Annotated in this window: 20 protein-coding genes and 1 pseudogene; 18 read left to right on the forward strand and 3 right to left on the reverse strand. The window is 30.8% G+C overall.

The genetic code is table 11. The features are described 5' to 3' along the window. Positions 1-14: 14 nt before the first annotated feature. Positions 15-308 (reverse strand): helix-turn-helix domain-containing protein, encoded by a 294-nt coding sequence (locus FDM27_RS13175; protein ID WP_073247530.1) that lies wholly within the window; start codon positions 306-308, stop codon positions 15-17. A 261-nt stretch (positions 309-569) separates the two neighbouring features. Next, positions 570-1,415 (reverse strand): RteC domain-containing protein, encoded by an 846-nt coding sequence (locus tag FDM27_RS13180; protein ID WP_140487133.1) that lies wholly within the window; start codon positions 1,413-1,415, stop codon positions 570-572. 1,243 nt (positions 1,416-2,658) lie between these two features. Here FDM27_RS13180 and FDM27_RS13185 point away from each other — a divergent pair. Both FDM27_RS13185 and FDM27_RS13190 read left to right on the forward strand, forming a co-directional pair. After that, complete coding sequence (locus FDM27_RS13185) at positions 2,659-3,897, forward strand: site-specific integrase (RefSeq protein ID WP_140487135.1); 1,239 nt, start codon at positions 2,659-2,661, stop codon at positions 3,895-3,897. 246 nt (positions 3,898-4,143) lie between these two features. Then, on the forward strand, positions 4,144-5,631 hold the full coding sequence (locus tag FDM27_RS13190; protein WP_140487137.1) for a hypothetical protein: 1,488 nt from the start codon (positions 4,144-4,146) through the stop codon (positions 5,629-5,631). On the opposite strand, the gene FDM27_RS16090 is transcribed toward FDM27_RS13190, so the two are convergent. Further along, the gene (locus tag FDM27_RS16090; protein ID WP_181161671.1) at positions 5,608-5,775 is read right to left on the reverse strand and encodes a hypothetical protein; all 168 of its coding nucleotides are present in this window, start codon (positions 5,773-5,775) and stop codon (positions 5,608-5,610) included. The genes FDM27_RS13190 and FDM27_RS16090 overlap by 24 nt on opposite strands. Positions 5,776-6,190: 415 nt before the next feature. Between FDM27_RS16090 and FDM27_RS13195 the strand changes: the two genes are divergently transcribed. The 16 genes and pseudogenes from FDM27_RS13195 (at position 6,191) to FDM27_RS13275 (ending at position 24,672) form a co-directional block, all read left to right on the forward strand. After that, positions 6,191-6,496, forward strand: a complete 306-nt coding sequence (locus FDM27_RS13195) for a helix-turn-helix domain-containing protein (protein WP_140487139.1) — start codon at positions 6,191-6,193, stop codon at positions 6,494-6,496. A 70-nt stretch (positions 6,497-6,566) separates the two neighbouring features. Further along, on the forward strand, positions 6,567-7,466 hold the full coding sequence (locus FDM27_RS13200; RefSeq protein WP_140487141.1) for a transcriptional regulator: 900 nt from the start codon (positions 6,567-6,569) through the stop codon (positions 7,464-7,466). Positions 7,467-7,579: 113 nt separating this feature from the next. After that, positions 7,580-8,206: an ATPase gene (locus tag FDM27_RS13205; RefSeq protein ID WP_140487143.1), complete on the forward strand. Its 627-nt coding sequence runs from the start codon at positions 7,580-7,582 to the stop codon at positions 8,204-8,206. A gap of 71 nt (positions 8,207-8,277) precedes the next feature. Continuing rightward, a complete protein-coding gene (locus FDM27_RS13210) occupies positions 8,278-10,293 on the forward strand; it encodes an ATP-binding protein (RefSeq protein ID WP_140487145.1) in 2,016 nt (671 codons plus the stop codon). A gap of 28 nt (positions 10,294-10,321) precedes the next feature. Continuing rightward, positions 10,322-11,032, forward strand: a complete 711-nt coding sequence (locus FDM27_RS13215; protein ID WP_140487147.1) for a DUF3800 domain-containing protein — start codon at positions 10,322-10,324, stop codon at positions 11,030-11,032. Next, on the forward strand, positions 11,032-11,517 hold the full coding sequence (locus FDM27_RS13220) for a hypothetical protein (RefSeq protein ID WP_140487149.1): 486 nt from the start codon (positions 11,032-11,034) through the stop codon (positions 11,515-11,517). The genes FDM27_RS13215 and FDM27_RS13220 overlap by 1 nt, the downstream gene beginning before the upstream one ends. Positions 11,518-11,943: 426 nt before the next feature. Next, on the forward strand, positions 11,944-12,315 hold the full coding sequence (locus tag FDM27_RS13225; RefSeq protein ID WP_140487151.1) for a hypothetical protein: 372 nt from the start codon (positions 11,944-11,946) through the stop codon (positions 12,313-12,315). A gap of 407 nt (positions 12,316-12,722) precedes the next feature. Beyond that, positions 12,723-13,289, forward strand: coding sequence for a DUF3347 domain-containing protein (locus FDM27_RS13230; RefSeq protein ID WP_140487154.1), 567 nt, complete (start codon positions 12,723-12,725; stop codon positions 13,287-13,289). A gap of 1 nt (position 13,290) precedes the next feature. Next, on the forward strand, positions 13,291-13,761 hold the full coding sequence (locus FDM27_RS13235) for a heme-binding domain-containing protein (protein ID WP_140487156.1): 471 nt from the start codon (positions 13,291-13,293) through the stop codon (positions 13,759-13,761). Between the two features lie 4 nt (positions 13,762-13,765). After that, a pseudogene (locus FDM27_RS16225) lies at positions 13,766-16,996 on the forward strand (efflux RND transporter permease subunit). Beyond that, a complete protein-coding gene (locus FDM27_RS13250; protein ID WP_140487163.1) occupies positions 16,983-18,236 on the forward strand; it encodes a TolC family protein in 1,254 nt (417 codons plus the stop codon). Before FDM27_RS16225 ends, FDM27_RS13250 begins: the two are co-directional and overlap by 14 nt. 2 nt (positions 18,237-18,238) lie before the next feature. Then, positions 18,239-19,486, forward strand: a complete 1,248-nt coding sequence (locus tag FDM27_RS13255) for an efflux RND transporter periplasmic adaptor subunit (protein WP_140487165.1) — start codon at positions 18,239-18,241, stop codon at positions 19,484-19,486. Then, positions 19,486-20,706, forward strand: coding sequence for an efflux RND transporter periplasmic adaptor subunit (locus FDM27_RS13260; RefSeq protein ID WP_255510540.1), 1,221 nt, complete (start codon positions 19,486-19,488; stop codon positions 20,704-20,706). Before FDM27_RS13255 ends, FDM27_RS13260 begins: the two co-directional genes overlap by 1 nt. A gap of 177 nt (positions 20,707-20,883) precedes the next feature. Beyond that, positions 20,884-21,360 carry a 5-fold beta-flower protein gene (locus tag FDM27_RS13265; RefSeq protein WP_140487168.1) on the forward strand — a complete coding sequence of 159 codons (477 nt, stop codon included), beginning with the start codon at positions 20,884-20,886 and terminating at the stop codon, positions 21,358-21,360. A gap of 967 nt (positions 21,361-22,327) precedes the next feature. After that, complete coding sequence (locus tag FDM27_RS13270) at positions 22,328-23,290, forward strand: sterol desaturase family protein (RefSeq protein WP_140487170.1); 963 nt, start codon at positions 22,328-22,330, stop codon at positions 23,288-23,290. Positions 23,291-23,445: 155 nt separating this feature from the next. Then, entirely contained in the window at positions 23,446-24,672 is a 1,227-nt protein-coding gene (locus FDM27_RS13275) for a DUF4856 domain-containing protein (protein ID WP_140487172.1), read from the forward strand. Positions 24,673-24,727: the final 55 nt, after the last annotated feature.

Consider the following 24,727-nt stretch of genomic DNA (forward strand, 5'->3'; position numbering starts at 1 on the left):
ACATTTTTTGTCTATCACTTTTTGAAAGGAGTATTAAAACTATCACGTATAAATTGATGAACGTCTGATAATTTATAATAAAGTTTCCCACTAATTGTATAATACGGTAGCTTACCTGATGAGCGGTAACGCTGAAGTGAGCGATTACTAATTTTCAACATCTGAAGGAGATCCTGATTGTCTAACAATTCTTCTCCATCAATGTTATTCCGTTGTTTTTGAACATCATTTATATGTTCATTTAGGATATCGAAACGATCCATAATTCGCTCCATCCATGCTATAAATTCCATTCTGTCTATATTCATACTTTTATTTTAACACATTACACAATTACTTATTGAAGCTGTACAAATTTGAAAAGTATGAGTGTAATTGTCCGCCAAGATGTACCAATTGAAAATGAAGATTTTTTAAATATTTGTAATTTTATAAATGTGGTAAAGCAACTATTCTGTTGATAATATCTCAAACCGACAAGTGATAAATATGGGATACCAATGGGTATTGATGGGCATAAAAAAACAGCGTGATAAAAACGCTGTTCTTATTAATAATTTGAAATGTAATTACAAATCCTTATCCATATATTCTTCCAATGCTGCTTTAAGTTTATCAAGAAAAACTGTTCTGGAACCAGTTCTTTCTTTCATTCGATGAAAAGCATGATGAATGTCTCCTAAAGGAGTTCGAAATAAAATGTGAAAAGCAAGACTAATTTTTCGAATTCCAATTTTCCCCTGTGAAATAACGCCTGAAGCATATAATGCATAAATCAATTCTATTAGTGCATTTTTAGAATCAGTCCAAAAGATTTCCTTAACCGATTCCGGATTTTGTAAAATAAAATCTGATTTATAATCCGGATTTACTTTCTCTAACAAATAAGTATAAAGCAATTCATTAGCTATGATTCGGGCAACTTTGTAATCATAATAGGTAGAAAAACTGGGATCTATTTCAAATACAAAGCTATTGAGTCCATTGTGATAATTTATTTTACCCAACATGAAATACTCACTATCTCTGTCTGTCCTTCCAGAACGATAATACCTGTGAAAATCGGAATTGCAAATGTGCTCTTTATATTCTAACTTTAATTCTTCCAGTTCATTCGAGAAGAAATTATGGTACATTTTTCCGTCGTTTACAGGACAAGAAGTCTCGATTCGAAATACCTTATTGTAATAAATTAATTTGCCAAGTATTTGAGGTTTTATATTTTTGAAAAAGTTTATCTCCTCAGAATTATCTTTAAAACCAACTTTTAAAATTTGATTTTTTATCTCGAATAACAATTCCCTTAAATAGGTACTTATTTTATAAGATTCATCTATTAGATTAGTTGCTTCATCAGAAACTTTTTTTTCATACTTCTTTATTTGAACCAGTATATCATTTAAAGTGTTTTTCATTGTACGTTTATTTTTAATCTCATAAAAATATAGCCTATACAAACAAAATCAATTTTATCGATGCGTCTATTAAATCAAAACAGATACAAATGGAGATACTAAGCAGCTATGTCATTAAAAGATTGCATGTGTTTATAATTGTTTTAAGATAAATTTATAGTCTTGAAAACTTCGGCTATTTTACTTCTAAAAAACGCCTTAGTACCGTAAGACTTTACATACTACAAAACACAATTTTACAAAAAATATTGCCATACTAAAGTAAAAAAAATCTTAAAATAAAATAATCCAAGAACAATTACTCATAAACACAACTTTACTTATTAAATCTAAATAAAGTCTTAAACGCATTTAATATTCATTATTCATATTCGCTAATCGTTCTAAATACTCTATAAACAGTTTGATATTTTTTTTCATGTAGCTTTTATAAATACAAAAAAAGTTTGATTCTAATCCCATTTAATTTTTTTTTTTGAAATTGATTATACGTCATTTATTTTATTTTAGTGATTTATCAAAATTTAAATTTTAAGCCTAAAACGCATATACAACTCTTGATTGCACAGAAGACAAATCATTCTGAAATCGAATAAAAAACAACATATTACAACAAAATAAAGATTGTTTATAAAAGTCAAAATTAGGTATAAGGTGTCTAATTGCGCCCCTTCGACTCCTCTTTAAAAAACGTAATCAACTAAAAAGAATAAATTCCTTAATCCAATTTTCAAAATCTGTTCTCAAAAATATTTGTCTGAGTTTGTCATAAAAATGCTTAACTTTGTTTTTCAATTAATTAAGAATTACAACTTAAATTTAAACGGATTTAAACCAGTCTAGAACTTTCAATATTTATAAAAATAGCGAAAATCTTCATGGCACATCCGTGGCACAACAGTTAAAAAAATATTAGAAATGCAGTATAAAAGCGGGATGTGACGTTTTTGTTCGAATCCCTCTTTCTCCGCAAGCTGAAAAGCAAATTGAATTAAAACCCTTAAAATCGTATGATTTTAAGGGTTTTTTCTTTTTATCACATATCAAATTATTCATTCATTCGTGAACCTAAAGGGATAAAATCGGTTACCCTAAACAACCCAAATTTCGGGTAACCGATTTTTATTTCAGACTAGTATCCACGAGGCTTTACAGCCAGTTCAACAACCAGTTTAAAAACTGTACATCTTGTGGATTAGTCATATTGAAGTTAAATTTAATAACAACTAAAGAGGTCACCACAATGAAAACAAAAGTATCAATTCTCTTTTATGCAAAAAAAGCGAAAGCAGCCGCAAACGGTTTAGTTCCTATCTACACAAGAATTACAATTAACGGAAAACGTATAGAGCTCAGCACAAACCGATTTGTGGAAATATCCAAATGGTCCACAGAAGCAGGTAAAATAAAAGGTAATTCAGAAGAAGCTCGTTCAATAAATAATCATCTTGATTTATTGAAAAGCCAAATAAGAGATGCCGAAATGGAATTAATCCATAAAAAAATAGCTCTAACCACCGAAACAATTAAGAGCAAATTATTAGGCCTTGATGAAAGAGCAAGAATGCTTACTCCTATCTTCCAAGACCACAACAACAAAATAAAAGAATTGGTTGGTAAGGAATACGCTCCAGGGACACTAGAACGCTATACTACATCACTAAAGCACACCATTGAGTTTATGCAATGGAAATACAATGTTTCCGATATAGATATCACAAAGATAGATCATGCCTTTATAGCCGATTACGAATTCTGGCTAAGAAGCGTTCGAAACTGTGCCAACAATACTGCTATAAAATACATCAAGAACTTCAATAAAATTATTAAAATTTGTTTGGCCAATGGCTGGCTTGACAAGAATCCTTTTGCTAACTACAAATCAAAAGTAAAAGAAGTTGAAAGGGTTTATTTAACTGAAGATGAAATTCAATCAATCATAAAAAAAGATTTCAAAACAGAAAGACTATCTCTCGTTCGCGATATATTCCTTTTCAGCTGCTTTACAGGTTTGGCATATATTGATGTCAAAAACTTAACAAGGTCTCATATAAGCTACGGAATTGATGGCGAGAAATGGATATTCACGCATAGACAAAAAACCGAATCCGCTTCAAAAATTCCAATCCTACCGGTAACACAAATGATTATTGACAAATATGAAAATCATCCACAAAGTAATAATCAAGAAAAATTACTCCCTATCCTATCCAATCAAAAAATGAATGAGTATCTAAAAGAAATAGCTGGCGTATGCAAAATAGAAAAAGAATTAACTTTTCACATTGCCAGACATACATTTGCAACCACTATAACGCTTACAAATGGAGTTCCGATTGAAAGTGTGAGTAAAATGTTAGGACATAAAAATTTGAGAACCACACAACATTATGCCAAAGTATTAGACAGAAAAGTAAGTGAGGATATGAAAATTTTAAAAAACAAGTTTAACCTAAAAGCTCCTATTCAAAAAAGCATGTAAGATATTTAACATTTTTACTCTATTTTGATAAGATTTATTACACAAAGATATTAATCCAAAATATTTCTTACATTAGCTTTACGTTTCTACAAAAAATCCAGTTAAAAATTGAATTAACTATACAATTTCATAGTTAAGCAAATGCTTCATCTTAATAACTTTAAGAAAAATCAGAAAAAGAATTGGAAATTTCAAGCTAGAAAATGATTTATAAAACTAATGTTTAAGTTACGTTTCTGAATTAGCATGAAATACAAATACTTACTTGAAAATTACGACAGAATTATAAATCAAATTAAAAATCCTCCAATAATATTTAGCAATGATTTAGTACCGTATCTTAAAAAAAAGTCATCTGAAAGTTATTTGATTTATCCCGTTGATTTCAAAACAATTAATAAAGAAGTAAAATATTCCGTAAAGAATCCCATACATAATCTACATCCGGATTTTGGAAAAATAAAGTTCAAACCCTCCGGCAATACTTCCACCTTTGACATACATATTCCTATTATACTCCAGAAACTCAATATCTCAAATAATAATGTAAAGTGTAATTGGTGCGCTAAAAAAAAGAGCCGCTTGTATATTGTAAAAAACTGTGAAATTGAAGATTTAACACACGAAAATCGCTTCTTTCTATATTGTTATCAAACACTTAAAAAAGAAAATGAAAGGATCAAAAAAGCTAATAAGGAACGTATTTATAATTTAAAATCTAAAAATAAAATTGAGCAGCGCATACATCAAAAACAACAATCCCTTGAAAATTTGGCTCATAGTTTAATCAAAGAGATTAACCCGGAGAATTATAAATATCTACGTCATTTTTCCGATAATTACAATAAAACAGACTGCTTAAAAATCACATATATTTATCTTGAAAAGCTACATCGGTTTATTGAAAAGGAATATAAAAACTACATAAACGTACAAAGTAACATTCCCTATCGTTCCCTATTTATTAAAGAAAAAGAAATCACCAACAAACTAAAAAACGTCAAATCAGCCTTATTGAATAGTGAAATAAATATCCAATTGTTAAATATTGTATATGAACCTATTCTTAAAATAAGCACCATAAATATTAAAGAAAAATTAACTTATTATGATTTTAATTACTGCTCAGAATTCATTTTAGAAATCCATAAAATAATTGAAAATGAAAAAATAACTGAAGATGCACTCATAGATTGTCTCTTCTATCTTAATTTCAACTCACTACAGTTTTTTAAGTTTTTAACGGACACTATTCTAAAAAATCTAGAGAATTCAGATAACAACATTCAAAAAATTGATTGTTTGTACTTATCACTTAAATGCTACAATCAAAAACAAAGAATTAATACAGTAAAATACCGTATAAATCTGCCTTCAGTCCAGAACCAAATTATTCATTGGATTGAAGAAGAAATTGCTTATCTGAATAGAAGTTTCAATTTAGAAACAAAACATTTTAAACTACCGCCAGAAAATGAACTTAGTACTAAATTTATTTCAGGCTTATCTGTTGCACAATTAAGCTGTTTTTTTGGACTATTGCTTGAAACAGAAATTATAAAACACAAAAACCAGACAGACATTTTTAAGTTTATTGCTCAAAATTTCAAAACTAAAAACACGGATAATATTTCTATTGATAGTCTAAAGGTGAAGTATTACAATGTAGAAATTGGAACTAAAAAAGCAATCAGAGAAAAAATAATGGAACTATTGGCACTCACGAAACACTAATACTTCACGCATCAGTCTCCACCCAAAACCATTCATTTTCAACAAACTTTCATCTTCAAATTTTAATAAAGCTATTAGATTAGGGATGCTATGAAGTTTCATAAACTCCAATAATTCGGGACTAACTGAGGAATTTTTTTTCATAATTAACCTAACAAACTGCAAACAATTCCCTTTTGGAATGAGTACAAACGACAGCGTGGGACATCGATCATCAGCCAAAGAGGTACGACCAAGCACCTACAGCTCCGATAAACCGAGCCCACGCATAGCGAGGGCGAACAGTTTATTTGTAGAGCTGCTTTTAGAATTTTGGTCGTTTTCTTTGGCTCGAAATAACTTTCGCAATATATTTTCAATTGAATTACCTATTCGGTATTCTGCGGACAAATTTAGTATAATTCCATTCAATTGGTATCAAATACTTAAAAAATAAAAAACTTTTTTACCTCGATTAGTTGATTTTGTTGAAGTTTAAGAGGGTTACGTAACCCCTTGTAACTGTTTTGGTATGACTTAATTTTTTCTCTTTGTCATTAACAATTAAAACCACAATAATATGGCAGTTGAAATTATCACACGAGAAGATCTCGACGAATTCAGAGCACTTTTACTAAACGACCTAAAAGAAATCCTGCAATCCAAAACGGAACAAACAAAACAATGGCTCAAGTCCAATGAAGTCCGAAAACTGCTAAACATTTCTTCTGGTACTTTACAGAACCTTCGAATTAACGGAACCATTACTTACACTAAAATTGGAGGAATTTTATATTACTCTAGTGCCGATTTAGATAAATTACTAGACGCAAATAAAGTCGATGCTACAGTTACTCTATTCAATCCAAAATGGCTAGTGAGATAAGGTTGAAAACTCATAACAATAACTATCGTCATACTGAGCTTGTCAAAGCATATAACCCACAACTGAAAAAATGAACTACATTAAACACCTCACCGGATTCTTCGAAAAAGTAGCAATTGATAAAACACTCAATCCAACTCACGTAAGCTTATACATTTCACTTTTTCAATTCTGGAACTGCAACCGCTTTAAAAACCCAATAAGCATCAATCGTGATGAGGTAATGCGAATTAGTAAAATCAGTTCAAAAGCAACCTATCACAAATGTCTTAAGAACTTACATAGTCTCGGGTATATCAACTACGAACCATCATACAATCCATTCAAAGGAAGTCATGTTATTTTATTCAATTTTTCAGACGATTTAAAACCGTTGCCAAAATCCGAAAGAAAACCAAAAAATGAACTTCTTTTTGAACAGGTCTCTGAACAAGCTTTGAACAAGTCTTGCACTAGTAGTGGGACTGGTACTGAACAAGCACTAGTACCTTCTATAAACTATATAAACAATACAAACATTTCAAACAAAAAAAACGTTTCAAACTTGGAAAAGCAAGCAAAAAAAATCATTGCAAAGAATGAAGCAATCTCTGAAGATGAGCTTTTAAAAAACGAAGCTGCCGAAGAAAAAAAAGAAAAAAGTTCCGCGAAAAAAGAAAAAGATAAAATTAAGAATTCCGATTTGTCTTCCCGAGCGCAGTCGAGAGAACTTAATCCAACAACCGAAGAAGTCAAAACCTATTTCAAGGAAAACAACTTCCCGGAACTTGAAGCCCAAAAGTTTTTCAATTATTTCTCCAGTGTGGGCTGGTTAATTGGTGGCAAAACACCAATGGTCGATTGGCAAGCGGCAGCACAAAATTGGATAATTAACAGTGTAAATTTCAATCATAGCACCGATACAGCACCAACACACCACCGTCAAAATCTAAACGCAACAACAGACAAAAATTATGCAGAACCCTTGTAGCTGTCATAGCAAATTCCGATAGCTATCGGAATGAAGCAATCTCACTTTGCGAACCTTTCATTGTCACACAGAGCATAATCAAAAATGCTTTTTGAAGCAAAAACCTCTTAGTTATGGAAAATGAAATAAAATCCCACTACAGCTATCCCGACGTAATCAATTGGCTCGAAAAAAAAGGCGTTGAACTATACGGTAATCATTTCAAAATCCAGGAATCCGACTATCCTATCATCTACAAACTAATAGCCTATTTCCTCAAAGACAAACCTGCCTGTTTTCAATACAACATCAACCTCAACAAAGGAATTTTGCTTTCAGGACCTGTAGGCTGCGGCAAGACATCATTAATGAACCTAATGAAATACCTAACTGCCACAGAATATAAATTTTCGGTAAAACCATGCCGGGATATCAGTTTCGAATTCATTCAGGATGGCTACCAGATCATTCATAAATACAGTATCGGAAAATTATATGAATCACAACCAAAAACAATTTGTTTCGATGATTTAGGAGTAGAAAACAACCTAAAATACTACGGAAACGAATGCAATGTAATGGCTGAAATTCTATTGAGTCGTCATGATATTTTTATTTCAAAAAAAATCCTAACACATATAACGACAAATCTATCGGCTAGTGAGATAGAAACCCATTATGGAAATCGGGTAAGAAGCAGATTAAGAGAAATGATTAATCTAATTGGATTTGAAAACGAAATTGCGGATAAAAGAAAATAACTTAGTATTTATAACGGTTAATTTGTGCTGAATTATTTATATTTTTACTTTTCAATTTATTCAATTATTACATGAAGAAGCATACTACAAAACTTACATCTAAAAGTATAGAAGGCAGTGGATTACCATCTGATTACAAGAAAGCTATTGCTGAATACATTTGGAACGGTTTTGATGCTGGAGCTTCAATAATAGATATTGATTTTTCAGGAAATGAAATAGGTACACTTAATATTTTTTCAATTTCAGATAATGGTTCAGGAATTAGCTTTGATAACATATCTGAAACATTTGGGAATTTTATGGTTTCATTAAAAGCAAACTCATTTTCTGAAACTGGTTTTGTAAAAGGAAAAAAGGGAAAAGGAAGATATTCTTTTTCAACTTTTTGTAACAAATCAACCTGGAACACAATCTTTAGGTCGGAAGATGATAAGTTTTTAGAGTATAATATTCAAATTAAAAAAGAAAACAGTCAGGATTTTGAAACTTTTGATAGAACTATTTCGAAAGAACAAAAAACGGGTACAAAAGTGATATTTGAAGATTTTACCGGAATGTACGCTGATTTATTAGACAATGAAGGATTCGAGACTTTTTTAGCCAATGAGTTTGGATGGTTTTTGTATTTAAATAAAGAAAGTTATTTTAAAATATTAATAAATAAGAAGCCTTTAGATTATTTTTCTGTAATAGAAGAAACTGATGAAAAAAATATCCCTATTGGAGATTATAATTTTAAAGTAAGTTATATAAGATGGAAAGAAAAAATTGGTGATAAATACTATTATTATTTTCTCAATGATGAAAAAAAACAAGTGTTTAGAAAACATACTTCGTTTAATAATAAAGCAGTAGATTTCCATCATTCTTTATATATTGAAGCTGGTTATTTTGACAACTTCAGCGCCACAAAAGACGACAATCCGGCATTTGACTTTTTCGGAAAAAATCAAACTGATATTACCTTTAAAAATCTTGTAGAATTATTAAATGAATTTGTGTCTGAAAAAGAAAAAATTTTTATCAGAAATTCAAAAGCTAATGAGTTAATTGAAAATTATAATAAAAATAAAGTATTTCCAACGTTCAAAAATAATTCATATGATCATTTAAGAAAACTTGATTTAGAAAATGTAATCAAGGAATTATACAGTGCACAACCAAAAATTTTCCAAAGCCTGACGACCATACAAAGTAAAACAATAGTTGGTTTTCTTAATTTATTGCTCGATACAGAACAAAGAGAAAGTGTGCTGACAATCGTTGAAAATGTAGTAAAACTTTCAGATATAGAAAGAGACGAATTAGCTAATACTCTAAAAAAAACTAATTTATCCCATATAAATGCGCTTATAAAATTACTGGAAAATAGATTTAATGTTGTCGAAATTTTGAAAACGCTAATCTTTGATTTAGAAAAGTTTACCAACGAAAGAGAACATATTCAAAAAGTTATAGAAGAAAATTATTGGCTATTTGGTGAGCAGTTCCATTTAGTATCTGCAGACAAAAATTTTGAAATTCTATTAAACAATTATTTCGCTCATCTTGAAATCAACAATAAAAAACCTGAAACTATAGAAAGTAATGAAAAACTAAAAAGACCTGATATTTTTGTTAGTAGAAAATCCGACATTCCAGACGCGACTAATAATGATTTAACAATTGAAGAAAATATCATTGTAGAATTGAAAAGACCTTCTGTTATTATTGGATCCGAACAGTTTCAACAAGTTGAAAGATATTTGAGATTTATAATTGAAGAAGAGCGTTTTAATAGTCTAAGAAGAAATTGGAAATTTATTTTAGTTGGTAAAAAAGTAGATGACTATATCACCGATTTATATGAAAACCAAAAGAATAAGGGACAGAAATATTTAGTTCAATCAATAAGAAATTATGAAATCTATGTTATGACTTGGGATGATTTATTTATGTTATTCAAAATCAAACATAAACACCTAATTGATAAATTAGAATTTAAGTCATCAATTATTGAAAATCTTGAAGAAAAAGGAATAAATTTCAGCAAAGACGCTTCTGATGAATTAACAAAAATTACTACAATTGGTCAGCAAAACTAACTTATAAAATTAGCGTATCAAATTTCGAATGAAAAATAAATATGATTTTTATATAGACGAAAGCTGTCATTTAGAAAATGATAAAATTCCGGTTATGTGTATCGGTTATATCAAAGTACCAATGACAGATTATGTTGAATTACAAAAAGAATTCAATCAAATATTAGCGAAGCACAATCAAAAATCAGAATTAAAATGGAATAAATTTTCAAATGCTAGAATAGCATTATACAAAGAATTAGTTGATTACTTTTTCAATTCTTCATTACAATTTCGTTGCATTTTAGTCAAATACAAAGAGCGTCTAAATCACACAGATTTTAACCAGGGCTCGCACGACAATTTCTATTATAAAATGACCTATTATTTATTACGCCCAAATAACAGCAATGGCGATGAATACAGGGTTTTTATAGATATTCAAAATACACGTGGTAGAGAAAAACTTAAAAAAATCAATGAAGTTTTTAACAATGAATACAAAGGTAAAAGTCCATTCAAACAATTCCAGCATTTACATTCTCACGATAACAATTTCTTTCAATTAGCCGATTTCTTTATTGGAGCTATCACTTATAAAACAAGAATTGTAATGAAGAATATTGAGAATCCAACTCCAAGCAGAATGGATTTTATTCAATATTTAGAAACTAAAGCTGGTTTTAATCTCGAAGAAGGAACAGAACCTTGGGAAACTAAATTCAATATTTTTGATCACCAACCTAGAATAAAACTATAATGGATTTATTTAATTTGGATGATCACATACCTGGTTTAGGAATTGATCCGTCGGCTGAACATTTAGAAGAACTATTTCAATTATTCAAAACCGATTTTATTGATAACGTTTTTTATTTTGATGGTTTCAAAGTAAAAATAGATATCTCAAATTCAAAAGAAGAAGGCTTCGAAGCCTATCCGCACACTTTTGTAAAAATCATTACAAGAGGGTCAAAAGGAAAAAGATGTTTTGACAAAAAAAGAGCCAACAAAATTCATTGGATAAAACCAATATTAGAAAATAAAGATACAGATGATGTAACTTGCTTTCAGTTTTTAGAAGCAGATGGTAGAATCAGGGACTACTTTTGGTTCAAAGAAGGAAACTTTTTAGTAGTAATGGAAAAAATCACTCCAGACTATATGATAATTTCTTGTTTTCATATCGATAATGCAAGAAACCAAAAGTACTACGAAGACAAATATACAAAAAGGGTTAAATAAAAAATGCCACAACTACGGTGTTGTGGCGAACCAGATCCTTTTCCCTAGGGAAATGACTTGGCAAATATACGCCATCTTAAACCAAAAAACAAATTTTCTATCAAAAACGTGTTTTTGACTATAATTTCTAATAGTATTTCAAGAGATTTGATAGTCAAAAAATGTAAATTCATTAGCTGATTTAGTATTAGCAGTAGAAAAGAGCTTAGACCAATCATTATCTCATTCAGCTTCACAAAACTTTCATTTAGTCCAAGTATTCCTAAACTCAAGTCTTTGTTTGCTTCATTTCACTAATTGCATTTGTTAAAAAGAGAACATTTTACCACTACCTTTTTGATAAAAATATAATGAATATGTTTTTAACATCTTATTAGTGAAATTTTAATATAATTTGATTAATTTTGGCAAAAATTCATAACTCAAATGAATAAATTCCACTTAATAGTAATTATATTATTCGGTTTCTTATTGATACCAAGTAATTCTTTTGCTTGTGGAAATAATTCTTCTAAACATTCTTCTACAAAAGAAAGATTTACAGAAATGGAAAAAAATGATTGTTGTAAAAACGACAATCATTCAAAAACTAATGGTCACGAAGGTTGTGGCGGAAAATGTAGTCATTCTAAATGTACTTGTGTTTCTTCTTGTAATTCCTCAGTTTTTTCGATTAATGAATTGCTATTTAATAGTAATCTATTTAATTTCAATTTAGAAAAACAAAATTTCCACAATTATGAAACCTCTATTTCCTCTGGTTTCTATTCACTTTGGCTAATTCCAAAAATAAGCTAATTCCAAAATTTGACAGCCATAATTGCGTCAAATAATTAATGTTTTTTCTTTAAAATCATTTCTTTATCGACTAATGTAATTTCAAGAATATAGCTTTCTAAACTATATATTTACTATTGTTTAGATAATTTTGAAATTACGGTTTGAAATAAAGCTCTATTTACTAAATGAAAAGCAGTATATTAGAAAGCAAAGATGTTTTTTAAATCATTGTCTAAGACAGTTATGAATTGATAAAACTTTAAAACCATTTGAAGCCGTTTATGATAAATTCTGTTTTACACAGAGTTAAATTATTGTCGATGACAGTAAAGAAACAGCATTGAATTTAGCATCAGATGTTCTAGTTAATATAATTTCAAAAAATAATCATCTAAAATTAAATTAATAATTAAAAAAATAAAATAATGAAAAATATAATTTTTATAACCGTAGTAATAGTATTCGTAATGGTTTCTTGTAACCCAAAAAACAAGCAAGCAGAGACAACAAATACTCTAATAATGAAAAATGATTCTAAAATGAATTCTGCTCAAAGTTCTAATGCTTCAATCAACGAAGTTGTTGCCAATTATTTGAAACTAAAAAACAACTTGGTCAATGACAATAGCAAAGAAGCTGCAAATTCAGGTAATGCCTTGGTTACAACAATTGGAAAAGTAGATATGAATAGCATTTCCAAAGAACAAATGAAAGACTATATGGACATTGCTGATGACGCTAAAGAACACGCCGAACACATCGTTTCGAATGGTGGTGATATTGCCCATCAAAGAGAACATTTTGTAATGTTAAGTAAGGATGTGAATGATTTAATTCAATTATTCGGAACCAATCAAAAACTGTATCAGGATTTTTGTCCAATGGCAGATGACAATAAAGGAGCTATTTGGATTAGTGAAACAAAAGAAATCAAAAATCCATATTTTGGCTCACAAATGGCTACTTGTGGTTCTATAAAAAAAGAATTCTAAAATGAAAAAAATCATCAAAAAGATACTTTTTATTGGGTTAATTATTTTTTTGCTGATACAGTTATATCAACCTGCTCGAAATATTGGTTTCGAGCAGGATATAACTTCAAATTTCACGAAAATGTATAATGCTCCTAAAAATGTAGAAGTAATTTTGAAAACTTCTTGTTATGACTGCCACAGCAACAACACTAATTATCCTTGGTATTCTAACATCCAACCAGCACGTTTTTTTATGGAACACCATATCAATGAAGCTAAAGAAAATTTAAATTTCAGTGAATGGGGAAAATATTCAAAACGGAAACAAGTAAATAAATTGGATAGAATTGTCAAACAAATAAAATCAGATGAAATGCCTTTAGCATCATACACCTTAATCCATAAAAATGCAATTCTTACGAAAACTCAGAAAATAGAAGTAATGGATTGGGTAAATAAAACAAAAGATAGTATTTCATCACAAAATTAAAATAATGGTAGAAAAATTAATAACATTATCACTACGAAATCGAGCCGTTGTATTGCTGGTTTCAGCCTGTTTATTTGCCTGGGGAGTTTACAGTGTGCAACAAAACCCCATTGATGCCATACCTGATTTATCCGAAAATCAAGTAATTGTATTTACGGAGTGGATGGGAAGGAGCCCTCAGGTCATCGAAGCACAAGTAACATATCCCTTGGTTTCCAACCTACAAGGTATTCCTAAAGTTAAAAACATTCGAGGTACATCGATGTTTGGGATGAGCTTTGTTTACATCATTTTTGAAGATGATGTTGATGTTTATTGGGCAAGAACACGCGTATTGGAAAGATTAAATTATGCACAGAGATTATTGCCCCAAAATGTGGTGCCAACTTTGGGACCAGATGGAACAGGTGTCGGTCACGTTTTTTGGTATCATTTAAACGCCAACGGAATGGACTTGGGAGAACAAAGAGCCTTGCAGGATTGGTACGTAAAATTTGCCTTGCAAACAGTTCCAGGAGTTGCAGAAGTAGCTTCATTTGGTGGTTTTGAAAAACAATACCAATTGGTATTAGATCCTTTGAAAATGCAATACTACAATGTGAATATGATGGAAGTGATGAATGCCGTCAAAACAAACAACAACGATGTGGGTGGCAGGAAATTCGAAATGAGCAATATGTCCTACATTGTCAGAGGTTTGGGCTACATCAAAAACATAAAAGATGTTGAAAATATTGCTATCAAAAATTATAATTCCGTTCCGGTAAAAGTAAAAGATATTGGTTCCATCCAAATGGGAGGTGATTTACGTTTGGGAATTTTTGACGAAAATGGTACTGGTGAAGTGGTTGGAGGAATTGTCGTAATGCGTTATGGTGAAAATGCTGACAAAGTCATCACTGCCGTAAAAGAAAAAATGAAAGAAGTCGAAAAAGGATTACCAGAAGGCGTTACTTTTAAAACTTCTTATGACAGAAGCGAATTGATTGAAAAAGCCATCGAATCAGTCAAAGGCACATTGATAGAAGAAATGATTGCCGTCTCCATCATAGTATTGCTTTTTCTTTTTCATTGGCGAAGTGCTTTAATTATACTCATTCAATTACCAATATCGGTTGCCGTTGGCTTTATTTTACTTGAAGCATTTGGTATTTCTTCCAATATTATGTCATTGACGGGTATTGCTCTGGCAATTGGTGTTGTTGTTGATGATGGTATTGTAATGGTAGAGAATGCTTACAGGACAATTTCAGAGAAACAGGAAGAAATGGATAATAATCAGTAATTGGAAATTAAGATGAAAAATAAAATTAAAAAAATATTCAAAAAAGAAAACGATCCACTATCCTCTGAAGAAAAGTTGAAACTTATAGAAAGCTCTTCTAAGTTAGTTGGCCCAGGAGTTTTCTACTCCACAATAATTGTAATTACATCCTTTTTACCTGTATTTCTTCTAACAGGGATGGAAGGCAAACTATTCGGTCCTTTAGCCTGGACGAAATCTTTCATACTGATTGTTGATGCTTTTTTAGCCATTACACTTACACCTGTGCTAATTAGTTTTTTACTAAAAGGAAAACTTCGTCCAGAAAATAAAAATCCAATTAACAAAAAATTGGAAAACATTTATACACCCATTTTAATTTTTTGTTTAAAATGGAGGAAAACCGTATTAGGCATCAACATCATTGCATTACTTATTGGAGGATTAATGTTTACAAGACTTGGCTCAGAATTCATGCCCCCTTTAGATGAAGGATCTGTACTGTTTATGCCGGTAACCTTACCCGATGTATCAAACTCCGAAGTGAAGAGAATTCTTCAAGTTCAAGACAAATTGATAAAATCAATTCCTGAAGTGGCTCACGTGTTGGGAAAAGCAGGCAGGGCAAATACGGCAACAGATAATAGTCCTATAAGTATGATCGAAACAATTATTTTGTTAAAACCTCAAGATAAATGGAGAGAAGACAAAACCAAAAATGACATTATCACGGAAATAAACAACAAATTACAAATCCCAGGTGTTACTAACGGTTTTACACAACCTATCATCAACCGTATCAATATGCTTTCAACAGGAATTAGAACCGATGTAGGAATAAAAATCTACGGAGCAAGTTTAGATACCATCAATGTTTTGGCTCAAAAAATTAAAAAAACATTGGAAGGAACTTCTGGAGTTAAAGATTTGTATGCTGAACCAATAACAGGCGGAAAATATATTGATATTGAAGCAAAAAGAGACGTTATTGGTAGATACGGACTAACCATTGATGATATCAATAATGTAGTTGAAGCTTCTATTGGAGGGATGAAACTCACCACAACTATTGAAGGAAGACAACGTTTTTCAGTCAATGCACGTTATGCCCAAGAATATCGTAACAGTATTGAAGCCTTGAAAAAACTACAAGTTCAAACGATGCAATTTGGTCCCATCCCTTTAGAAACGGTAGCCGATGTAAAAATAAGTGATGGTCCGCCAATGATAAACAGCGAAAATGCAATGCTTCGTGGCACTGTGTTATTCAACGTTCGGGAACGTGATTTAGGGAGTACTGTAAAAGAAGCGCAGAAAAAACTCAATACAATGATGACTAAAATGCCAAAAGGATATTATGTGGAATGGAGTGGACAATGGGAAAATCAAATTCGAGCCAACAAAACATTAAGTTTAATATTACCAATTGTTGTTGTTATTATTTTCCTTGTTTTATATTTTACGTATCATTCTATGAAAGAGGCATTAATCACGATGATAACAGTACCTTTTGCATTAATTGGAGGAATATTTATGGTTTATTTCTATGGTATTAATTTATCCGTTGCGGTTGCCGTTGGATTTATTGCACTCTTTGGAATGGCAATCGAAACGGCGATGTTAATGACCATCTATTTGAATGAAGCAATGAACAAGATGGTAGAAAAGTATGGAAATAGCACGGAAACCATAACAGAAGAAATATTGAAACAATATATTATTGATGGTTCTGCCAAAAGGTTAAGACCAAAATTGATGACAGTTTCCGTTTCCTTATTCGGATTAATTCCTATTCTTTGGGCAACTGGGACAGGATCCGATATAATGCTTCCCATTACTGTTCCGCTAATTGGAGGAACCATTACCTCCACGATTTATGTATTATTAGTAACACCGATTGTTTTTGAGATTGTAAAACTTCGAGAATTAAGAACAAAAGGTAAAATAGAACTTATAGATGTTAAAGAATAAATTTTATATCGCCATAAGTTGTTTGATTTTAAGCGCCACTAATTTGGTAGCACAAACACTTTCTTTGGATAATGTTTTGAGTACAATCAAGACAAACAATCCTCAACTAAAAATGTACGATGCCGACATCCAAAGTATGGATGCCGCAGCAAAAGGAGCTAAAAGCTGGATGCCTCCACAAGTGGAAACCGGTTTTTTTATGACTCCTTACAATGCCAATATGTGGAAAGCCACCGAAATGAATCCTGGAATGGGAAGTTATATGCTTGGTGTTACACAAATGATACCCAATGCTTCCAAGCTGAAAGCTGATTCTAATCTTATGAAAGCTATGTCGTCTGTCGAAATAGAAAATAAAAATTATACAATTAATCAATTAAAGGCACTGGCAAAAACAAATTATTATCAATGGTTGGTTTTAAATAAAAAAATAAAAATAGCCAATGATAATTTGTTGCTTTTAGACTATATGATTAAAAGTATGGAAATCCGCTACCAATATAATATGGACAAACTGCCTACTTATTACAAAGCAAAATCGCAATACAGTGCACTAGAAAATATGATTCTAATGTTGCAAAATGATATTTCCCAAAAGCGAATTATGCTAAACACCTTGATGGCAAGAGATAAAAACACCGTATTTGAAATAGTTGAAACTTTCGAATTTAAAGATTTTAATTTGGCAATATCGGATACCGCTTCTCTTTCTAAAAACAGAAGCGATGTACAAGCCATCGAAAAAACAGTAGAAATAAATCAACTCAAAATCGCAGCCGAAAAAACAAAATTATTACCCGAATTTGGTATTAAATACGACCATATGTTTGCCTTTGGAGACCAACCTCAACAGTTTTCCTTGATGGGAATGATTACCATTCCTATGCCTTGGTCATCCAAAATGAATAAAGCAAACATCAATAGTTTTAAAATCAAAAATGAAAGTTTGAATTGGCAAAAACAAATGATTTTGAATGAGGCAACAGGAATGATTTCGGGTATGACCAAAGAATTAGATGCTTTAAAAAAACAATACGAAGTTGCCCAAAAAAGTATCATTCCTGCCTTGAAAAAAAATTATGAAACTGCAATATTGACGTGGCAAAACAACACAGGAGATTTGTTTCCCACTCTCGATGCTTGGGAAGCATTGAATATGGCTCAAATTGATGCATTAGATAAATTGCAAAATATATTGGCAGCACAAGTAGAAATTGAAAAACAATTAGAAACCAAATAATTATGAACAAATATATAAAGTATAGTTTGGCTTTTATAGTGATTTCCATTATTGGAATTGCGATCTATTTATTTACCATAAAATCAAAAAATCATTCAGAAATGGAACATCAAAACGAAGTTTACACTTGTTCGATGCACCCGGAAATCATTAGAGATAAACCCGGAAATTGTCCTATTTGCGGAATGACTTTAGTAAAAAAAATAACCAAAAATAATGCAGTTGAAGACAATTCAATCGACAATCTTGTAAAACCCACCGACAATTTTATAGTAGGAAATTACCAAACAACTACGGCAATAGACACCACTATTGGCAGTGAAATAAATTTACCCGGCATTGTGGGCTACGACCCTAATTCATCGGTAAATATTGCAGCTCGAATGAGCGGAAGAATCGAACGAATGTATGTCAATTATAAGTACCAAAAAGTAAATAAAGGACAAAAACTATTTGATTTATACAGCCCTGAATTACTGACAGAGCAACAAAACTTCATTTATATGGTCATTAATGATGTTGAAAACCCTTCTATTATCAATGCGTCCAGACAAAAATTGTTGCTTTATGGAATGAGTCAGAATCAAATTAATACTTTGATTACTTCCAAAACAGCAAACCCTCGAATTTCGATTTATAGTCCCGCTTCAGGTATTATTGAAGGGACTGAAACGATGGGTAATACAAATAATCCGGCAATGCAAAGCGCAAGCAACAACACCGAAATTTTGAATGTAAAGGAAGGTAACTATATAAAAAAGGGCGAAGTCATTTTTAAATTATTAAATACAGATAAAGTCTGGGGAATTTTCAATGTTATCCAAGGCTATAACAGCTTAATCAAGACCACTCAATCTATCAAAATTACTACGGAACTTGACAAACATGAAGTTATTAATGCTCAAATAAATTTTGTCGAAACGCAATTGAATCCAGCAGATAAAACCAATAGAATTCGAGTTTATTTAAATAACAATAAATTAAAATTACCAATTGGTTTGCGATTGCAAGGAGTTGTGGAGACAAATCCTGTAAAAGGAATTTGGATACAAAAACAGTCAATGGTGAGCATTGGAAACAAGAAAATAGTTTTCTTAAAAATGGAGAATGGTTTTAAGGCATCCTCCATAAAAACAGGGATTGAAATGGATGATTATATTCAAATTATTGAAGGTATTTCAGTAAAAGACACCATTGCCAAAAATGCACAATATTTAATTGACAGCGAAAGCTTTATTAAAACCGAATAATGATGAAAATACTAAAAATAATCACTTTACTGGCTATACTATTTTTGGTAATGATAGCTTGCAATACTAAAAATAAAGAAGACCATAGCAAACACGATAAGAGTGCAGCAACAACATACTATACTTGCTCTATGGATCCCCAAGTTAAGGAAGACAAACCCGGAAAATGCCCTATTTGTCACATGGATTTAACCCCAATGAAACAAGATGACACAGAAGCTAACGAAATAAGTTTAAGCAAACAGCAAATTCAACTGGGAAATATTACAACCCAAACTATTGCAGAGACTCAAAACAGTTTAGAGCAAAATTATACGGGTGTCTTGACCATTAATCAAGAAAAAATCAACTCCATCTCATCAAGAGCAATGGGACGAATTGAAAAGTTGTATTTCAAAACCATTGGTGATTATGTTGCAAAAAACCAAGCCGTTTACGAATTGTATAGCGAAGATATAGCCATAGCCAAACAGGATTATCACACGGCATACAAACAACTGGCAATGCCTGGCGATTTTGGAAAAAATGCCCAATATATGCTCAAAGCAGCTAAACAAAAACTGTTATTCTTTGGTTTAACCAATGCCCAAATTGAAAGTTTAAAAACCAGCAAAGATGTCTCTCCTTATACAATCTTTTACAGTACTACAAGTGGAACAATATCTGAAATCAGTATCACAGAAGGCAGTTATGCAATGGAAGGTTCCCCCATCTATAAATTGGCCAATTTAAACAATCTTTGGTTAGAAGCTCAAGTCAATATAAACTATGCCAAAAATTTAAAAATAGGACAAACTGCCCAAATTACATTTAATGATTTCCCTGATAAAATTATAAATTCACGAGTTTCTTTTATTAATCCTGAAATTAACCCAGATACTCGTCTGCTTCTAATCCGATTGGAAATATCAAATCCAAATTTACAATTAAAACCCGGGATGCAAGCCGTAGTAAAACTAACTCAATCCAAACTAAAAGGAATTTACATTCCTATTGATGCAGTTATAAGAGAAGAGAATTCTTCGTATATTTGGGTTGAAAAAAGATCAGGAGTATTTGAAAACCTAATGGTTGAAACTGGAATAGAAACTAATGGGATGGTAGAAATTAAATCAGAAATAGATAGTACAAAAAAAATTGTTATTACTGGAACTTATGCTATAAACAGTGAATATGAATTTAGAAAAGGAAGCGACCCAATGGAAGGGATGAAAATGTAATGATTAAAAATAACAAATGAAGTACAGCTATCTTGAAAATATATTTTAGTTCGATTCCTACAATTGGTATTGTTTTTAAAATAAATGAAATCAAAATTTTATAAAATTAAAATCAGGCAACAGCGATACTGAAGACCGGACAACAGCGGAACTGACGAATAATTAAATCTATTTATTATGAAAATTAAAAAATTAATCTCGACAAAAACAGTTTTATTATTAACAATGTTTTTAACGGTAATCACGTTAAGTACCAATGCACAAACCAAATCGGACTCTAGCCAGAACAAAAAAATTCATATCAATAAAAAGGGTGAAATTCACGATCACGGTTGGAACAAATTAGGATTTATTACCAAAGAAAATATTGTAAAAAATAATGAAGGTAAGACAATTTATTTTATTGACGCAAGAGGTAATGTTATTGATTCCAAGGGGAAAAAAATGGGAATGGCTAAGAAAAATGGTTCATATTACAACATAAAAGGAGAAAATGTACTTAATGTTGGAAAAACTCAAGAAGAAAAATGTGAAATATTGGATGGAAAAGGTCATAATATAGGAAGCGTACACCAGAATTACAAACTCCACGCGTGTGCAGCACATTGCTTATTATTAGAGCAAAAGATGAATGATGAAAAATCAAAAAAATAATTTTTAATAAATGGTTCGTTTTAAAACGAACCATTTGTTTTTATAGTATAAAACAAATATTATTTAGTTGTAAATACAAATAAGCTATAGCTATATCAAAAATGAACAACTTTACTCAAATAATCCAAATAGTAAAATCAGAGAAACTTCACAACGAAATACAGTATCATTTACTAAAAAAAGAACTTTATCAGGTTTTGATGTACACTAGTTAATAATAACAAAAACAAATTATTTGATGGTCATTTTTTTATTTACTACGCTTAATAAATCCCCCATATGGCTCCCAAAGACACCATAAATCTAATAGATATACTATGGTTTCAAAAGGAACAAAAAAAATAGGAGCTTTCGAAGTAGAAAAAAGCACTAGTATTTCTGTTCTCAAAATCAAGAACTAATTATGATGTGATTTGCAAATTTGGAACAAATGATCGTTCGGTATAAGCATTCCATAACTCAAAGCAACCGTTTACCTCATTTAACTATTTTCATTTCTAATAATGAGAGTGCATTTTTAGTTTAGTTATAGATTGACGTTTTAGGTAGCGATACATAATATGTAAATAAAGAAAGAAGATCTAAATATTTTTTTCAAATGAGCAGCTAATATATGGTTAAAATAAACTAACAGGTTATCCTAAAAATAATAGAGAGCATCTAAAATTCTATTTTGCATCTTATAAATTCAAAAAATAGCAACTAAATATAAAAAATTATAATTTTACATTCTTTTGTTAAAGTATTGAATTTTATTTAGAATTATTTTAAATTAAAAACATTTATTTTATACATTGATTTGTACATTTACAAAAAAAATATTTCGCTTGTAGCGATTATTTTCGGGAAATGGAATAAAGTAGACTAGTGTGGAAACAAGAAAGTGCTAATTGAATAGTAAATTAGCCAAGTAAATGAAAGTGAATAGGATTATCGTTTAATTTAATTGTAAAATAATATAAAAGTAATGGTAGAAGTTTTCCAAACTTTGAATGAAGTAATTAAAGTTGTCTTGGATAATTTTACAGAATCGGATAACCGACTTTCCATTATTTACTTAATACCTACGGCACTAATTGCTTATTTTGTATTTGTTAAATCGAAAAATCAAGGTTCTTTTCTGAATTATATTTTTAATAAAAGAACATGGTTAAGCAAATCGGCTACAGTTGATTATTCTATGCTTTTCTTTAACAGTTTTGTAAAAGTTTTATTGATTGGACCATATTTAACCTTTGGTTTGTATTTAGCTTTTTATACCGATGATTTTTTAGCAAAAACTTTTGGTTATGAAAGATTTACTTTAGATACAACTTCAACTTTGGTTTTGTATACGCTTACATTGACATTATTAAGTGATTTCTCAACTTATGTCATTCATTACCTCATGCATCGATTTGAATTTCTGTGGGAGTTTCACAAAATTCATCATGCGGCAACAACGTTGAATCCTGTAACTCAATATCGTATCCATCCAGTTGAACTGATTCTTGTGAACATCAAGGAGACTCTGGTTTTTGGATTAGTTATGGGGGTATTCGATTATTTGTCATCACATCAAGTTGAAACAATCACTTATTTAGGTGTTAATGTTTTTGCTTTTGTTTTTATGCTTTTTGGTGCTAATTTACGTCATTCCAGTGTGAAATTAAAATATTTTAATTTTTTAGAATACATCTTTATGAGTCCTTATCAGCACCAAATTCATCATAGTAACCACCCAGAACATTTTGATCGTAATATGGGGTCAAAATTTGCTATTTGGGATTGGATGTTTGGTACATTATTACGTTCAAAGCAAGTTGATAAAATTACTTTTGGTATAAGTAAAGAGGAAGATCTTCAAAAAAAGTATGAATCATTCACTAATAATTTATTTTTGCCTTTTGTAACTATTTGTAAAACAATCGCAAACAAATTTTCACGTTAAAATATTATTTTATAGCCCGTTTAATTATGTTAAACAATTATTAGTAGTTTGTTAAAAAAACTATATTTATTTATTCTAAATAATTTTTGGTACTTAGGAATACGTTCCTATATTTGCAAAAAAAATATTTTAATTCAATCTAAATAAGATAAAAAATGAAATTTAAAAATTTACTTTTAGCTGCAATGCCAATTTTATTTGTGTCGATTACTTCATGTTCTAATGACGATGACAATGTAGAAACTTTTAATTATACCGTTCCTGCTACTTACACATTCGAAAGAAATGCAGTTACTTCTGTAGATTATTCAGGGCAATCAAGCCGTTTGTTAATGCTTGATGAAATGGGTAAATATTTTAGTACAGCTGCAGCTAACGGAACCGTAGCGGATGATTCCGTTTTATCTGAGATGTACATAAATACAAACAATCGTTTTGCCGGAACAGGTTTAAACACTTCAGGAAAACAACTAAAAGATAAAACGGCTTCTTCAAAAGATTATTTTTCTTTGTATTTAGGTGGTGGTTCAACTGTTGAACAAGTAAGTGTTCGTGATTTATTTGAAGCTCAATTTGATAATGGAGAGGCCGCGAGCCAAGGTCCTACAGCTGCTGCAGGAGTTGCAGGTGTATATCTTGATGGATCTAGCAAGCGTTTATTCGCAGCAAATGGATTAGAGCCTCAGCAGGTATTATTAAAAGGGATGATGGGAGCCTGTTTTCTGGATCAAATATGCAATAATTACCTGAGTTTAAATAAATTAGATGAAGGAACTAATAAAACAGATAATACCGCTAAAATTTTAGTAAGCGGTAAATCCTACACAACAATGGAACATGCTTGGGATGAGGCTTACGGTTATATCTATGGTGCGGATAATTTAACAGTTACGCCAAATACTTTTAAATTTTGGAGTAGCTATATCAATCAAGTAAATGCCGATACAGATTTTAATACTCTTAAGGCAGATATTGATTTGGCTTTCCGTAAAGGTAGAGCAGCAATTGTTGCCAATGATTATGCGGTTCGTAATGCTCAAATAGATGTTATCAAAGCAAAATTAGCAATGGTACCAGCAGTGAGAGCAGTGTTTTATCTTCAAGAAGGGAAAGGAAAATTAGCTACTGATAACGGAGCAAAAGCGTTTCATGCTTTATCTGAAGCTTATGGGTTTATCATGTCATTGAGATATACAAATAAACCAGGGACTAACAGCCCTTATTTTTCAAAAACTGAAGTAGATACTATGTTAGCTTCAATGTTGAGTGGAACCAATGGTTTGTGGGCTATTGACACTTTAGGAGCAAAACTAGACACGATATCAACCCAAATTGCAACAAAATTTGGTTTTACAGTTGCTCAAGCCGCAACAGTAAATTAATCTCATAAAAAAGTAAAGCAAGAGAAATTAACTTCTCTTGCTTTTTGTACTTTTG

Source organism: Flavobacterium sp. GSA192 (genome assembly GCF_006386525.1).
Lineage (GTDB): Bacteria > Bacteroidota > Bacteroidia > Flavobacteriales > Flavobacteriaceae > Flavobacterium > Flavobacterium commune.

Excerpts from the sequence above, each read along its gene's own strand:
- FDM27_RS13175 (WP_073247530.1), bottom strand. The coding sequence starts at position 308 with ATGAATATAGACAGAATGGAATTTATAGCATGGATGGAGCGAATTATG.
- FDM27_RS13180 (WP_140487133.1), bottom strand. The coding sequence starts at position 1,415 with ATGAAAAACACTTTAAATGATATACTGGTTCAAATAAAGAAGTATGAA.
- FDM27_RS13185 (WP_140487135.1), top strand. The coding sequence starts at position 2,659 with ATGAAAACAAAAGTATCAATTCTCTTTTATGCAAAAAAAGCGAAAGCA.
- FDM27_RS13190 (WP_140487137.1), top strand. The coding sequence starts at position 4,144 with ATGAAATACAAATACTTACTTGAAAATTACGACAGAATTATAAATCAA.
- FDM27_RS16090 (WP_181161671.1), bottom strand. The coding sequence starts at position 5,775 with ATGAAAAAAAATTCCTCAGTTAGTCCCGAATTATTGGAGTTTATGAAA.
- FDM27_RS13195 (WP_140487139.1), top strand. The coding sequence starts at position 6,191 with ATGGCAGTTGAAATTATCACACGAGAAGATCTCGACGAATTCAGAGCA.
- FDM27_RS13200 (WP_140487141.1), top strand. The coding sequence starts at position 6,567 with ATGAACTACATTAAACACCTCACCGGATTCTTCGAAAAAGTAGCAATT.
- FDM27_RS13205 (WP_140487143.1), top strand. The coding sequence starts at position 7,580 with ATGGAAAATGAAATAAAATCCCACTACAGCTATCCCGACGTAATCAAT.
- FDM27_RS13210 (WP_140487145.1), top strand. The coding sequence starts at position 8,278 with ATGAAGAAGCATACTACAAAACTTACATCTAAAAGTATAGAAGGCAGT.
- FDM27_RS13215 (WP_140487147.1), top strand. The coding sequence starts at position 10,322 with ATGAAAAATAAATATGATTTTTATATAGACGAAAGCTGTCATTTAGAA.
- FDM27_RS13220 (WP_140487149.1), top strand. The coding sequence starts at position 11,032 with ATGGATTTATTTAATTTGGATGATCACATACCTGGTTTAGGAATTGAT.
- FDM27_RS13225 (WP_140487151.1), top strand. The coding sequence starts at position 11,944 with ATGAATAAATTCCACTTAATAGTAATTATATTATTCGGTTTCTTATTG.
- FDM27_RS13230 (WP_140487154.1), top strand. The coding sequence starts at position 12,723 with ATGAAAAATATAATTTTTATAACCGTAGTAATAGTATTCGTAATGGTT.
- FDM27_RS13235 (WP_140487156.1), top strand. The coding sequence starts at position 13,291 with ATGAAAAAAATCATCAAAAAGATACTTTTTATTGGGTTAATTATTTTT.
- FDM27_RS13250 (WP_140487163.1), top strand. The coding sequence starts at position 16,983 with ATGTTAAAGAATAAATTTTATATCGCCATAAGTTGTTTGATTTTAAGC.
- FDM27_RS13255 (WP_140487165.1), top strand. The coding sequence starts at position 18,239 with ATGAACAAATATATAAAGTATAGTTTGGCTTTTATAGTGATTTCCATT.
- FDM27_RS13260 (WP_255510540.1), top strand. The coding sequence starts at position 19,486 with ATGATGAAAATACTAAAAATAATCACTTTACTGGCTATACTATTTTTG.
- FDM27_RS13265 (WP_140487168.1), top strand. The coding sequence starts at position 20,884 with ATGAAAATTAAAAAATTAATCTCGACAAAAACAGTTTTATTATTAACA.
- FDM27_RS13270 (WP_140487170.1), top strand. The coding sequence starts at position 22,328 with ATGGTAGAAGTTTTCCAAACTTTGAATGAAGTAATTAAAGTTGTCTTG.
- FDM27_RS13275 (WP_140487172.1), top strand. The coding sequence starts at position 23,446 with ATGAAATTTAAAAATTTACTTTTAGCTGCAATGCCAATTTTATTTGTG.